The organism is Methylomonas subterranea (assembly GCF_024505185.1).
Taxonomy (GTDB): Bacteria; Pseudomonadota; Gammaproteobacteria; order Methylococcales; family Methylomonadaceae; genus Methylomonas; species Methylomonas subterranea.
In genome coordinates this window covers 1-12,713 of record NZ_JANIBJ010000005.1, presented here as the reverse complement: position 1 = coordinate 12,713, position 12,713 = coordinate 1, and the positions used below count along the sequence as shown (strand labels likewise).

11 protein-coding genes and 2 tRNA genes are annotated in these 12,713 nt (G+C 55.2%); 11 read left to right on the top strand and 2 right to left on the bottom strand.

Going from position 1 to position 12,713, the window contains the following annotated elements; genetic code table 11:
• The first annotated feature begins 78 nt into the window (after nucleotides 1-78).
• The 11 genes from NP590_RS03695 to NP590_RS03645 all read left to right on the top strand — a co-directional run bounded on the left by NP590_RS03695 (nucleotide 79) and on the right by NP590_RS03645 (nucleotide 11,733).
• Nucleotides 79-3,996 (top strand): DUF3683 domain-containing protein, encoded by a 3,918-nt coding sequence (locus NP590_RS03695; protein WP_256600882.1) that lies wholly within the window; start codon nucleotides 79-81, stop codon nucleotides 3,994-3,996.
• 78 nt (nucleotides 3,997-4,074) lie between these two features.
• A tRNA-Val gene (locus tag NP590_RS03690) sits at nucleotides 4,075-4,151 on the top strand.
• A gap of 49 nt (nucleotides 4,152-4,200) precedes the next feature.
• Nucleotides 4,201-6,108, top strand: a complete 1,908-nt coding sequence (gene thrS, locus NP590_RS03685; protein WP_256600881.1) for a threonine--tRNA ligase — start codon at nucleotides 4,201-4,203, stop codon at nucleotides 6,106-6,108.
• 22 nt (nucleotides 6,109-6,130) lie between these two features.
• A complete protein-coding gene (gene infC / locus NP590_RS03680; protein ID WP_256601020.1) occupies nucleotides 6,131-6,655 on the top strand; it encodes a translation initiation factor IF-3 in 525 nt (174 codons plus the stop codon).
• A gap of 145 nt (nucleotides 6,656-6,800) precedes the next feature.
• Nucleotides 6,801-6,998, top strand: coding sequence for a 50S ribosomal protein L35 (gene rpmI / locus NP590_RS03675; RefSeq protein WP_256600880.1), 198 nt, complete (start codon nucleotides 6,801-6,803; stop codon nucleotides 6,996-6,998).
• Nucleotides 6,999-7,027: 29 nt separating this feature from the next.
• Nucleotides 7,028-7,390, top strand: a complete 363-nt coding sequence (rplT, locus tag NP590_RS03670) for a 50S ribosomal protein L20 (RefSeq protein WP_256600879.1) — start codon at nucleotides 7,028-7,030, stop codon at nucleotides 7,388-7,390.
• 142 nt (nucleotides 7,391-7,532) lie between these two features.
• Nucleotides 7,533-8,552 (top strand): phenylalanine--tRNA ligase subunit alpha, encoded by a 1,020-nt coding sequence (gene pheS, locus NP590_RS03665; protein WP_256600878.1) that lies wholly within the window; start codon nucleotides 7,533-7,535, stop codon nucleotides 8,550-8,552.
• A 14-nt stretch (nucleotides 8,553-8,566) separates the two neighbouring features.
• A complete protein-coding gene (gene pheT, locus NP590_RS03660; protein ID WP_256600877.1) occupies nucleotides 8,567-10,942 on the top strand; it encodes a phenylalanine--tRNA ligase subunit beta in 2,376 nt (791 codons plus the stop codon).
• Between the two features lie 10 nt (nucleotides 10,943-10,952).
• Nucleotides 10,953-11,249 carry an integration host factor subunit alpha gene (ihfA, locus tag NP590_RS03655; RefSeq protein WP_443192664.1) on the top strand — a complete coding sequence of 99 codons (297 nt, stop codon included), beginning with the start codon at nucleotides 10,953-10,955 and terminating at the stop codon, nucleotides 11,247-11,249.
• Nucleotides 11,233-11,586, top strand: coding sequence for a MerR family transcriptional regulator (locus tag NP590_RS03650; protein WP_013818383.1), 354 nt, complete (start codon nucleotides 11,233-11,235; stop codon nucleotides 11,584-11,586). Before ihfA ends, NP590_RS03650 begins: the two co-directional genes overlap by 17 nt.
• Nucleotides 11,587-11,656: 70 nt before the next feature.
• A tRNA-Pro gene (locus NP590_RS03645) sits at nucleotides 11,657-11,733 on the top strand.
• 170 nt (nucleotides 11,734-11,903) lie between these two features.
• Here NP590_RS03645 and NP590_RS03640 read toward each other — a convergent pair.
• Nucleotides 11,904-12,044, bottom strand: coding sequence for a hypothetical protein (locus NP590_RS03640; protein WP_256600874.1), 141 nt, complete (start codon nucleotides 12,042-12,044; stop codon nucleotides 11,904-11,906).
• A gap of 382 nt (nucleotides 12,045-12,426) precedes the next feature.
• On the bottom strand, nucleotides 12,427-12,642 hold the full coding sequence (locus NP590_RS03635) for a transposase (protein WP_256600872.1): 216 nt from the start codon (nucleotides 12,640-12,642) through the stop codon (nucleotides 12,427-12,429).
• Nucleotides 12,643-12,713 lie beyond the last annotated feature (71 nt).

Genomic DNA, 12,713 nt, shown 5'->3' with positions numbered 1-12,713 from the left:
TCATTCCGCTGTTTAAGGTATTTCCGGCTAACGGCGGGTGATACAATCAGGCTTCCTTTAACCACGCCATTAACCAGGATGTCAGTGGATCACGCATTTTCTCCGTTGTTTACCGATACGGCGCCGGCCAGGCTCCGCGAAATTCCATACAACTACACCTCTTTTTCCGACCGGGAAATCGTCATCCGCCTGCTGGGCGAACAGCATTGGCGGGTGCTTGAATCGTTGCGCGACGAGCGCATCACCGGCCGTTCCGCCCGCATGCTGTTTGAAGTGCTGGGCGACATTTGGGCTGTTCGGCGCAATCCCTATCTGGAAGACGACCTGCTCGACAACGCCAAGCGCCGCCGCGCCTTGCTGGACGCCTTGCGCCACCGCTTGCGGCAAATGGAAAAACGTTACGCGGAACACGAAGCCGAAAATCCCGACCGCGCCCGCCGGGTCATGTCCCTGATAGAGGCGGCGCGCCGAGCGGTTGACAGCTTTGCCGCCCACTTCGACCGCACCCGCGAGATGCGCCGCAAAGCCCAGCATTTGCTCTCCAAACACACCCGCAAGGACAACATTCGCTTCGACGGCTTCGCCCGCGTCTCCCATGTCACCGACGCCACCGACTGGCGGGTGGAATATCCGTTCGTGGTGCTTTATCCCAACAGCGAAGACGAAGTCGGCCACATGGTGCGCGACTGCATCAAACTGGGCCTGACTATCATTCCGCGCGGCGGCGGCACGGGCTACACCGGCGGCGCGGTTCCGCTGACACCTTACTCGGCGGTGATCAATACCGAAAAATTGGTGGAAATAGGCAGGGTCGAAACCGACAGCCGCCCGCCGGGCCTGCAACAAAGCTATGCCACCATTCATACCGGCGCCGGCGTGGTAACCCGGCGGGTCATGGACGTGGCGGACTACGCCGGCCTGGTATTCGCCTGCGACCCGACTTCGGCCGACGCCTCCTGCGTGGGCGGTAATATCGCCATGAATGCCGGCGGCAAAAAGGCCGTGCTGTGGGGCACGGCGCTGGATAATCTGCTGTCCTGGCGCATGGTCACCCCGGACGGCAACTGGCTGGAAGTCGAGCGTTTCAACCATAACCTGGGCAAGATTCACGACCAGGAGCGAGTGGTTTTCAATCTGAAATATTACGACGCCAAACGGCAAACCCTGCAGGCCGAACAACAGCTGGTCATGTCCGGTTCGGATTTCCGCAAGGGCGAATTGGGCAAGGACGTTACCGACAAATTCCTCGGCGGCCTGCCCGGCATCCAGAAAGAAGGCTGCGACGGCATCATCACCTCGGCGCGCTGGATTTTGCACAAAATGCCGCCGCACATCCGCACCTTTTGCCTGGAATTTTACGGTCAGGTGCGCGAAGCCGTGCCGTCCATCGTGGAAATTCGGGATTATCTGGCTTCGCTGCCCAAAACCGGCTCGACCCGGGTGATGCTGGCCGGCCTGGAGCATCTGGACGAGCGCTATGTGAAGGCCGTCGGCTACGCCAGCAAGGCCAAGCAACAAGGCCGGCCCAAAATGGTCTTGATCGGCGACATTGTCGGCGACGACGACAGTCAGGTGGCCTGGGCCGCCTCGGAAGTGGTGCGCATCTGCAACGCCCGCGGCGCCGAGGGTTTTATTGCGGTCAGCGCGGAAACCCGCAAAAAATTCTGGCTGGACCGGGCCCGCACCGCCGCCATCGCCAAGCATACCAACGCCTTCAAGATCAACGAAGACGTGGTGATTCCCCTGCCGCGCATGGGCGACTATTGCGACGGCATAGAGCGCATCAACATCGAACTGTCCCTGCGCAACAAATTGCGCTTATGCGCCGCTCTCGGCGTTTTTTTAGCGGGCGACCTGCCGGTGCGCTTCTACGAAGAGGGCGTCGACAAAGCCGCCTTGATTTACGACCGCCGCCAGCAAGCGATATCCGCTATCCAGCAAATAAGAGCCCGCTGGCAATGGATTTACGACAATCTGGACCTGCCGCTGGCTCGGGCCGAGGCGCTGTTTGCGGAGCATGACATTCAGGCCGGCGAATTGAGCAATCGCGCCGCCCACCCTACTCTGTTCCATCGCCTGCAGGATCATTCGCTAAGGGTGTCCTGGAAACAGGAACTGCTGCCGCGCCTGAAGGAAATCTTCGCCGGCGACAATTTCCGCCCCATCGTCGAGCGTATCGAAGCCCTGCACAAGGAAATCTTGCGCGGCCGGGTGTTCGTGGCCCTGCACATGCACGCCGGCGACGGCAACGTGCATACCAACCTGCCGGTCAATTCCGATCACTACGAAATGCTGCGGGAAGCCAATCAGGCCGTGGCGCGCATCATGGAATTGGCGCGCTCCCTGGGCGGAGTGATTTCCGGCGAACACGGCATAGGCATCACCAAATACGAGTTTTTGAGCAGCGAAGAACTGGCCGGCTTTCATGCCTACAAACAACAGGTGGACCCGGATGGCCGTTTCAATCGCGGCAAATTGATGCCGGGCGCTGATTTACGTAGCGCCTACACCACCTCGTTCAGCCTGATGGGTTTCGAATCGCTGATCATGCAGCAAAGCGATATCGGCGCCATTTCCGATTCTGTGAAGGACTGCCTGCGTTGCGGCAAATGCAAGCCGGTTTGTTCCACCCACGTGCCCAACGCCAATCTGCTGTACTCGCCGCGCAATAAAATCCTGGCCACCTCATTGCTGATCGAAGCTTTCTTGTACGAGGAGCAGACCCGCCGCGGCATTTCCATCACCCATTGGAAGGAGTTCGAAGACGTGGCCGACCATTGCACGGTCTGCCACAAATGTTTCAACCCCTGCCCGGTGGACATCGATTTCGGCGATGTCTCAATGAATATGCGCAGCCTGCTGCGCAAAATGGGCAAGCAAAGTTTCAACCCGGTCAAAACCGCCGCCATTGCCTTTTTAAGCACCGGACGTCCCGGCAGCGTCAAACTGATGCGCAAACTGCTGATCGAGTGGTCGTACAAGGCGCAACGGCTGGGCAGTTTTTTTCTACGCCCCTGGGGCCGGGCGCAACTGGCGCATCCACCCTCCTCGACCGGCAAGCCGGAGATGCGCGAATACGTGATTCATTTCACCAACCGCAAAATGCCCGGCAAATTGCCCAGCAAAACCGCCAGAGCCTTGCTGGGCATAGAAAGCGATCAGATTGTGCCCATCATACGCGACCGGCATAAAACTCAAACCGATTCGGAGGCGGTATTTTATTTCCCCGGCTGCGGTTCCGAGCGGCTGTTCTCGCAAGTCGGCTTGGCCACCCAGGCCATGCTGTTCGAAATCGGCGTGCAGACGGTCCTGCCGCCCGGCTATTTGTGCTGCGGTTATCCGCAACGCGCCGCCGGCCAAGACGACAAGGCCCGCGATATCACCACCGATAACCGGGTATTGTTTCACCGGGTCGCCAACACTCTGAATTACCTGGACATCAAAACCGTGGTAGTCAGCTGCGGCACCTGTCTGGATCAATTGCTGGATTACGAATTCGACAAAATTTTTCCCGGTTGCCGCCTGATCGACATTCACGAATACCTGTTGGAAAAAGGCGTCAAGCTCGACGGCGTGGGCGGCGACAGATACGTCTACCACGACCCTTGCCACAGCCCGATGAAACTGCAAGACCCTCTGAAAACCGTGTCCGGCCTGGTCGGCGCCAAGGTCAACAAATCCGACCGCTGCTGCGGCGAATCCGGCACTCTGGCGGTGGCCCGTCCCGACATTTCCACCCAGGTACGCTTCCGCAAGGCCGAGGAATTGCAAAACGATGCCGAAAAACTGCGCGGCGATGGCTATTCCGGTCCGATGAAAATGCTCACCTCCTGCCCTTCCTGCATGCAGGGATTGCAACGTTACCAAGGCGAGGTCGAGCAACTGGAAGTCGATTACGTGGTGGTGGAAATCGCCAAGCACGTTTTGGGTAAGGACTGGATGAAAAACTATATCAAGCAGGCCTCCAACGGCGGCATCGAACGGGTCCTGGTGTAATAAAACCGCTGTTCCGGCAGAAATAGCTTGCACAATGGAATAATGCCGATATAATGTGCGGCTCGAACGACAGACTTTAGGCGCGTAGCTCAGTTGGTTAGAGCACCACCTTGACATGGTGGGGGTCGGTGGTTCGAGTCCACTCGCGCCTACCATACATTTAAAGCACCGCTAGCCGGTGCTTTTTTTATTGCGGAATCGAACATGCCTGTAATTACTCTTCCCGACGGTTCACAGCGTCAATTTGACCACGCGGTAACAGTCATGGACGTTGCCAAATCCATCGGTTCCGGTTTAGCCAAAGCCACTTTGGCCGGCAAAATCAACGACAAATTGGTAGACGCCGGCACCTTGATCGATGCCGATGCCAGCTTGCAAATCATTACCGGCAAGGATGAAGCGGGCCTGGAAATTATCCGCCACTCCACTGCCCACCTGTTGGCGCAGGCCGTTAAACAGCTGTTTCCCAGCGCGCAGATCACCATCGGCCCGGTGATAGAAAACGGCTTTTATTATGATATCGCCTTCGAGCGCTCATTCACGCCGGACGACTTGGCCGACATCGAAAGAAAAATGCTGGAACTGGCGGCGCAAGATCTGCCGGTCAGCCGCTCGCTGATGTCGCGCGACGAGGCTGTTAACTTTTTCCTGGGCCTGGGCGAAAAATACAAAGCAGAAATCATCGCCTCCATCCCCGCCAACGAAGACCTGTCCCTGTACAGCCAAGGCGAATTCACCGACCTGTGCCGCGGCCCGCACGTACCCAGTACCGGCAAACTGAAAGCCTTCAAATTGATGAAAATCGCCGGCGCCTATTGGCGCGGCGATTCCAACAATGAAATGCTGCAACGCATTTACGGCACGGCCTGGACCGACGGCAAGGAATTGGCGGCTTATCTGCACCGCCTGGAAGAAGCGGAAAAACGCGATCATAGAAAGATCGGCAAGGCCTTGGACCTGTTTCATACCCAGGAAGAGGCTCCCGGCATGGTATTCTGGCACGACAAGGGCTGGACAATTTATCAGCAAGTCGAGCAATACGTGCGGGAAAAACTGCGCGTGAATGGCTACGGCGAAGTTAAAACGCCGCAAATCGTCGACCGTAGCCTGTGGGAAAAATCCGGCCACTGGGACAAATTCAGCGCCATGATGTTTACCACAAATTCGGAAAACCGCGATTACGCGGTCAAACCGATGAACTGCCCCTGCCACATCCAAATCTACAACCAAGGCATCAAAAGTTACCGCGACCTGCCGGTGCGACTGGCCGAATTCGGCTCCTGCCACCGCAACGAACCCTCCGGCACCTTGCACGGCCTGATGCGGGTGCGCAATTTCGTGCAGGATGACGCGCATATTTTTTGCACCGAAGACCAGATTCAATCCGAAGTAGCCACCTTCATCGACCTGCTGTTCGAGGTATACAAAGACTTCGGTTTCGAGGAAGTCATCATCAAACTGTCCACCCGACCGGAAAACCGGGTCGGCGACGACAGTGTTTGGGACAAGGCCGAAAACGCCCTGGAACTGGCTTTGAATACCAAAGGCCTGGATTGGCAGTTGCAACCCGGCGAAGGCGCATTTTACGGCCCCAAAATCGAATTCTCCCTGAAAGACTGCATCGGCCGGGTCTGGCAATGCGGCACCATTCAGGTCGATTTCTCCATGCCGGAGCGCCTGGGCGCCTCCTATATCGGCGAAGACAGCGCCAGACACGTGCCGGTGATGCTGCATCGCGCCATCCTGGGTTCGCTGGAGCGTTTCATCGGCATCTTGATCGAGCAGCACGCCGGCAATTTCCCCTTATGGCTGGCCCCGGTGCAGATAATGATCATGAATATCACCGATCGTCAGGCCGAATATGCCGAAAAAGTCCGCCTAGAACTGGAAAAACAAGGCTTTAGAAGCAAAATTGACTTGAGAAATGAGAAGATAGGCTTTAAAATCCGCGAGCATTCCATGCAGCGTGTGCCATATCTTTTGATTATTGGTGACAAAGAACTGGATAATCAAACAGTATCCGTCCGCACCCAACAGGGTGAAGACCTGGGAAGTCTGGCAATTAGCGCGTTGATCGAACGTTTGAATGCCGAGATTGCGGACAGAAAATAATAACAACTTGGAGGATTAGGGTATCAGCTCTAAAAAAGATGCAACGCGCTTAAACACCGAAATCACCGCCAGACGGGTACGGTTAATAGGCGCTGAAGGTGAACAAGTCGGGGTTGTTTCAATCAACGAAGCATTACAACTTGCCTATGATGCAAACATGGATCTGGTCGAAATTTCGCCCAATGCGGATCCCCCGGTTTGCAAAGTCATGGATTACGGCAAATACCAGTTTGAGCAAAACAAAAAACTGCAAGCCGCCAAGAAAAAGCAGAAGCAAATCCAGATCAAGGAAATCAAATTTCGGCCCGGCACCGAGGAAGGCGACTATCAGGTCAAGCTGCGCAGTTTGATCAAGTTCCTCAACGAGGGCGACAAGACCAAAATTACCGTGCGCTTCAAGGGCCGGGAAATGTCGCACCGCGAATTGGGCATGGATTTGTTGAAGCGAATCGAGACCGACCTGGAAGAATACGCCGCCGTCGAGCAATTCCCCAAGCTGGAAGGCCGGCAAATGGTCATGGTCATGGGACCGAAAAAGAAAAAATAGTTTTAACTGTTTGCAAAACAGTTTGCCGACTCAGGAACGATTCGGTTGAGGCGGCTTTTGTCCGCCAAAAATTCAATGGGGCCAAGCATTTTGCCTCACTGGGTTTTATCTCAGGGACTTTATTTTTAATCATTGGAGAAAACAAATGCCAAAAATGAAAAGCCATAGCGGCGCCGGCAAGCGCTTCAAGAAAACCGGTACCGGCGGTTTCAAGTGCAAGCAATCGCACAAGCGTCATATTCTGACCAAAAAAACCACCAAGCGTAAAAGACAGTTGCGTAAAACAGCCATTCTTCACCCTTCGGATACGCCATTGGTAGCACGCATGCTGCCTTACAGCTGATCGATACCATCCTTTAAAGAGAGAAGAACATGGCAAGAGTTAAACGCGGCGTCACCGCAAGAGCAAGACACAAAAAGATTTTAAAACTGGCCAAGGGTTACTATGGTGCCCGTAGCAGGGTTTATCGCGTAGCCAAACAGGCGGTCATCAAGGCCGGTCAATATGCCTACCGCGACCGCAAACAGAAAAAACGTCAATTCCGCGCCCTGTGGATCGTGCGTATCAACGCGGCGGCCCGTCTGTGCGGCATTTCCTACAGCCGCATGATCAATGGCTTGAACAAAGCCAACGTGGCTATTGATCGTAAAGTATTGGCCGATTTGGCCGTGCGCGACATGGACGCTTTCGCCGAAATCGCAAAAGTGGCCATCGCCAACCAAAGCAAACCCTAAGTCAGCCTGGGTTGCCGCCGGCCCATGCCGGCAAATGAAATAAAGATCGTCTCCCCGCTTTTGCGGGGAGTTTTTCGAGCGGCATAGCCGACGGAAATCTATTCGGGTGTCACCCTTCCTAATTCAAAAAGTGAGCTGCGTCGTGTCGGCTAGTATCGAAGAAATTCTTACGCAGGCATTACAAGCGCTTGCACATGCAAAAGACCTTGCCGAGCTGGATCTGGTAAGGGTTAATTATCTGGGCAAAAAAGGCTTGTTCACCCAGCACATGAAGGAGCTGGGCAATATGGACCCGGAACAACGCAAAAGCGTTGGACAAGTCATCAATACCGCCAAAAACAGCTTCCAGGACGCGCTGGACAACCGCAAGCTGACTCTGGAATCCGAACAGCTGCAAGCGCGCCTGAACAGCGAATGCGTCGACGTAACGCTGCCGGGCAGAGGCCAAGCCATTGCCGGATTGCATCCCGTCACCATCACCATGCGCCGAATCGCCAAGATTTTTGCCGATGCCGGCTTCAGCATCGCCGAAGGTCCCGAAATCGAAGACGATTACCATAACTTCGGCGCCTTGAACATTCCAGCGCATCACCCGGCCCGGGCGATGCACGATACCTTTTATTTCGACGCCCACACGGTATTGCGCACCCACACCTCGCCAGTGCAGATTCGCGTCATGGAATCCTCCCAGCCGCCGTTGAAAGTCATCGCTCCCGGCCGGGTTTACCGTTGCGATTCCGATATGACCCACTCGCCGATGTTTCATCAGGTGGAAGGTTTTTTAGTGGATACCGACGTCAGCTTCGGTGACCTTAAAGGGGTTATCTTCGAATTTTTGCGCGCCTTCTTCGAAAAAGACGTACAGGTGCGCTTCCGCCCGTCTTATTTTCCGTTTACCGAACCCTCCGCCGAATTCGACGTTTCCTGCGTGATGTGCGACGGCCAAGGCTGCCGGGTCTGCAAGCAAACCGGCTGGCTGGAGGTCGGCGGCTGCGGCATGATCCATCCGGAAGTATTCAATTCGGTCGGCATAGACCCGGAACGCTATTCCGGCTTCGCTTTCGGCACAGGTGTCGAACGTCTGGCCATGATGAAATACGGCATTAACGATTTAAGAATGTTTTTCGAAAACGATCTTAAATTTTTACAACAGTTTAGATAAGAGTGGTTTGAGTCATGCAAGTAAGTGAAGCGTGGTTGAGGGAACTGATCAATCCACCCATAGATACCGGTCAACTGGTCGCGCAATTGACCATGGCCGGCTTGGAAGTCGACGCCGTGCAGCCGGTAGCCGCCGAATTCAGCGGCGTGGTGGTGGGCAAAGTCGTCAGCACCGAACAACACCCGAATGCCGACAAACTCAAGGTCTGCCGGGTCGATGTCGGCCAGCCGGAACCCTTACAAATCGTTTGCGGGGCCGGCAACGTGCGCCCCGGCTTAAAAATACCCGCGGCCCTGATCGGCGCGGTTTTACCGGGTGATTTCAAAATCAAGGAATCCAAACTGCGCGGCGAACTATCCTTCGGCATGTTGTGCTCGGAAAAGGAACTGGGGCTGGCCGCCAGTTCCGACGGCCTGATGGAATTGCCAGCCGATGCGCCGGTGGGCCGCGACATACGAGATTATTTGCTGCTGAACGATAATGTAATCGAGCTGGGCCTGACCCCCAATCGCGCCGACTGCCTCAGTATTGAAGGCGTGGCGCGCGAAGTGGCCGTATTGAACCGGCTGGCTTTTCAGCCACTCGCCATCTCGGAGACCCCCGTTGACCACCAGGAAGCCCTGGACATACAAGTCGAAGCGCCGGATGCCTGCCCGGTTTATTTCGGACGCCTGATCAAGAACATTAATCAAGCCGCCGTCACCCCGCTGTGGATGCAAGAACGCCTGCGCCGTTGCGGAGTCCGCAGCCTGAGTCCGGTGGTGGACGTCACCAACTATGTACTGTTGGAGCTCGGCCAACCCTTGCATGCCTTCGATGCCGCTAAATTATCCGCCCCCATCGTGGTCAGAAGCAGCCGCCCCGGCGAAAAACTGAGCCTGCTGAACGACCAAATCATAGAGCTGGACGGCGAAGCCCTGCTAATCGCCGATCAACAGCAAGCCCTGGCCCTGGCCGGGGTCATGGGCGGCGACAGCAGCGCGGTTTCCGCCGATACCAGCGACATTTTCCTGGAATGCGCCTTCTTCAGCCCGCTCGGCATCGCCGGCAAGGCACGCAAATTCGGCCTGCACACCGACTCGTCGCACCGCTTCGAGCGCGGCGTCGACTTTAACTTGCAACGACGTGCCATCGAACGCGCCACTCAGTTGATCGTCGAAATTGCCGGCGGCAGTGTTGGCCCTGTCAATGAAGTCATTAGCAAAAGCCACTTCCCTGCCCGCTCGCCAGTTAAATTACGCCGCCAACGCATCGAAAAAATCCTGGGCATCACGTTGTCCAGCGACGAAATCGCCTGCCTTTTCCAAGGCCTGGGCATGCACGTGGCCGAGCACGCCGAAGGTTGGGAGATTACCCCGCCTGGCTGGCGCTTCGATATCGCCATCGAGGCGGATTTGCTGGAAGAGATTGGCCGCATCGTCGGTTACGACAACCTGCCCGGCAGCAGCCTGTTGATGCGCACGGAACTGGGCAAGGCCCCGGAAACCCGCTTAAGCCTGGATAGGCTACAGGATTGCCTGGTGGACCGGGGCTATCAGGAAGCAATTACCTATAGCTTCGTCGATGAATCCCTGCAAACCGCCGTGGCGCCCGACGACGAGTTTATCCGGCTGCAAAATCCGATTTCATCTGAATTGGCGGTCATGCGCACCACCCTCTGGTGCGGCCTGTTGGGGGCGGCGCAATACAATATCAACCGTCAGCAAACCCGGGTGCGCCTGTTTGAATCGGGCTTGCGTTTCGCGCGCCTAAACGGCGAGACCCGGCAGCAAAAAATGCTGGCCGGTCTGGCCATGGGTGGCTTATACGCCGAACAGTGGGGTGAAAAATCCAGAAACGTCGATTTTTTCGACGTCAAAGCCGATGTCGAAGCCCTACTCAGCCTGACCGCCGGCGGCTTACGCTTTAAAGCGGGCCGGCATCCCGCCTTACATCCCGGCCAGACCGCCGAAATCGTCGATGCCGACTCCAACGTGGTAGGCTTGCTGGGCATGTTGCATCCCACCCTGGAAAAACAATTGAGTTTCGACAGCCCTGTATTCCTGTTCGAAATTGCCCAAGATGCCGTTCTGCAACGCGCGCTACCGAAGTTCTCGGCTTTGTCCAAATTTCCAAGCGTTCGCCGCGATATGGCGCTGCTGGTCAGACAAGGGATTTGCGCGTCAGACATCGTCAACTGCATCAACGACAGCCGGGAAGCGACGATTCGGGAGGTAAATGTTTTCGACATTTACCAAGGCAAGGGCATCGAAGAAGGTTTCAAAAGTGTGGCGCTGAGTCTGATCCTGCAAGATTTCACCCAAACACTTACCGACTCTGAAATTGATGCTATATTTCGCAGGTTGCTGGAAAAAATGGCAGCAGAATTAAATGCAAAACTGAGGGATTAAAGGTGGGATTGTGGCATTAACCAAAGCAGATATTGCGGAAAAACTTTTCGAGGATTTAGGCCTGAACAAACGCGAGGCCAAGGAAATCGTCGAGCTTTTTTTCGAAGAAATCAAACACTCACTGGAAAGCGGCGAACAGGTCAAAATTTCCGGTTTCGGAAAGTTCGAACTACGCGATAAAAGCGGCCGACCCGGCAGAAACCCCAAAACCGGCGAAGAAATCCCCATTACCCCGCGCCGCGTGGTAACCTTTCGTACCGGTCAAAAATTAAAAGCCCGAGTGGAAGCCTATGCTGGAACCCAGTAATAACAACGAACTGCCGGTCATACCGGCCAAGCGCTATTTCACCATTGGCGAAGTCAGCGAACTGTGCGGCGTAAAGCCGCACGTACTGCGTTACTGGGAGCAGGAGTTCAGCGAACTGAGCCCGGTCAAGCGCCGCGGCAACCGCCGTTACTACCAACGCCACGACGTACTGCTGATTCGTCAAATTCGGGCGCTACTATACGAACAAGGCTACACCATTGGTGGCGCCAGAGCCCACCTATCCAGCGACAACGCCAAGGAAGACTCCTTGCGCACCAAGCAACTGATTCATCAAATGATCGGCGAACTTGAAGATATTTTGGAATTGTTGAAGTAACACTGGTCGAATAATGTGTTAAAATGCCGCTTCTTTGTTGCTTACAACAAAATCAATTTCAAACAATAATCGGGGCGTAGCGCAGCCTGGTAGCGCACTTGTCTGGGGGACAAGGGGTCGTGGGTTCGAATCCCGCCGTCCCGACCAATTAAATCAATGACGTAAAAAGTCATCTTTCGAAGTAAATCTGAAGCATCTATTCCCTGATACCGATTTTTTAATCGGCTATCTGTCGTTAAACGTAAACTCCTTGGCGTTCACTTTTTTTATTGACACAGCTCTGCGAGTACTTTAAGAACCGCCAAGCCATTGTCGCATTAAAGGCTTTGCATAGGCACGAACGGCAGGTCGATGTGGTCCGCCAGCAGACTGATGAAGCCTTTTTCGACGGCTTGTATTTGACGGGCTTGGCCGGCGGCATCGTAAAGCGTCCGGATGCTGTGGTCGGTATATTGCATAATGCAGGTGATTTGATCGCCACTGCATACCATTTTCGAAGTTTCCGATGAATCAAACGCCGTAAAGGCACGCGCTGTGATGCCGAGGACCGTAGGGCGTTTTCGCGCTAGCAAAACGCCGGGTGGTTTCGAGGTTTTGGCGGCAAGGATGCCGCCGGCTAGCCTACGCGGACGTATTAACGGCACCTGGCCGGCAAGCAAGCGCAGATTGCCTAGCGGCGAATCCACCCTACAACCCGGCGCAAAGTTGATCCGCCGTACGGCCGTGGCTCAGGATTTTCGGGGTGGGAAGATAGGCCACCGAAAGCAGAGTTCGGCGGCCTGATCTTTGGGTTGGCTCACTCGACAGATGCGCCTGACGGCGACATCCTATCCGCTCACATTATCGAGTTTCTAGCATCTCGACAACCACATGGTAATGATTGCTCATCAAACAATAGGCGTGGCAAATCCAATTAAACCGGACGCAAACATCGTTAAACAATTCTAGCCAATTTAATCGGTCTTCATCATCAAGGTATATCGCGTTCCGCGCATTCCCCCGCGACGTCACGTGATATAAAACGCCCGCTAATTCTAATCTGAGTGGTCTTGCCATGGGTGTTAGGATAGATCATGTTTGCTTGATTGCAAGACCTGACCCCAATGTCCCCGCATACTGTTCCCCCC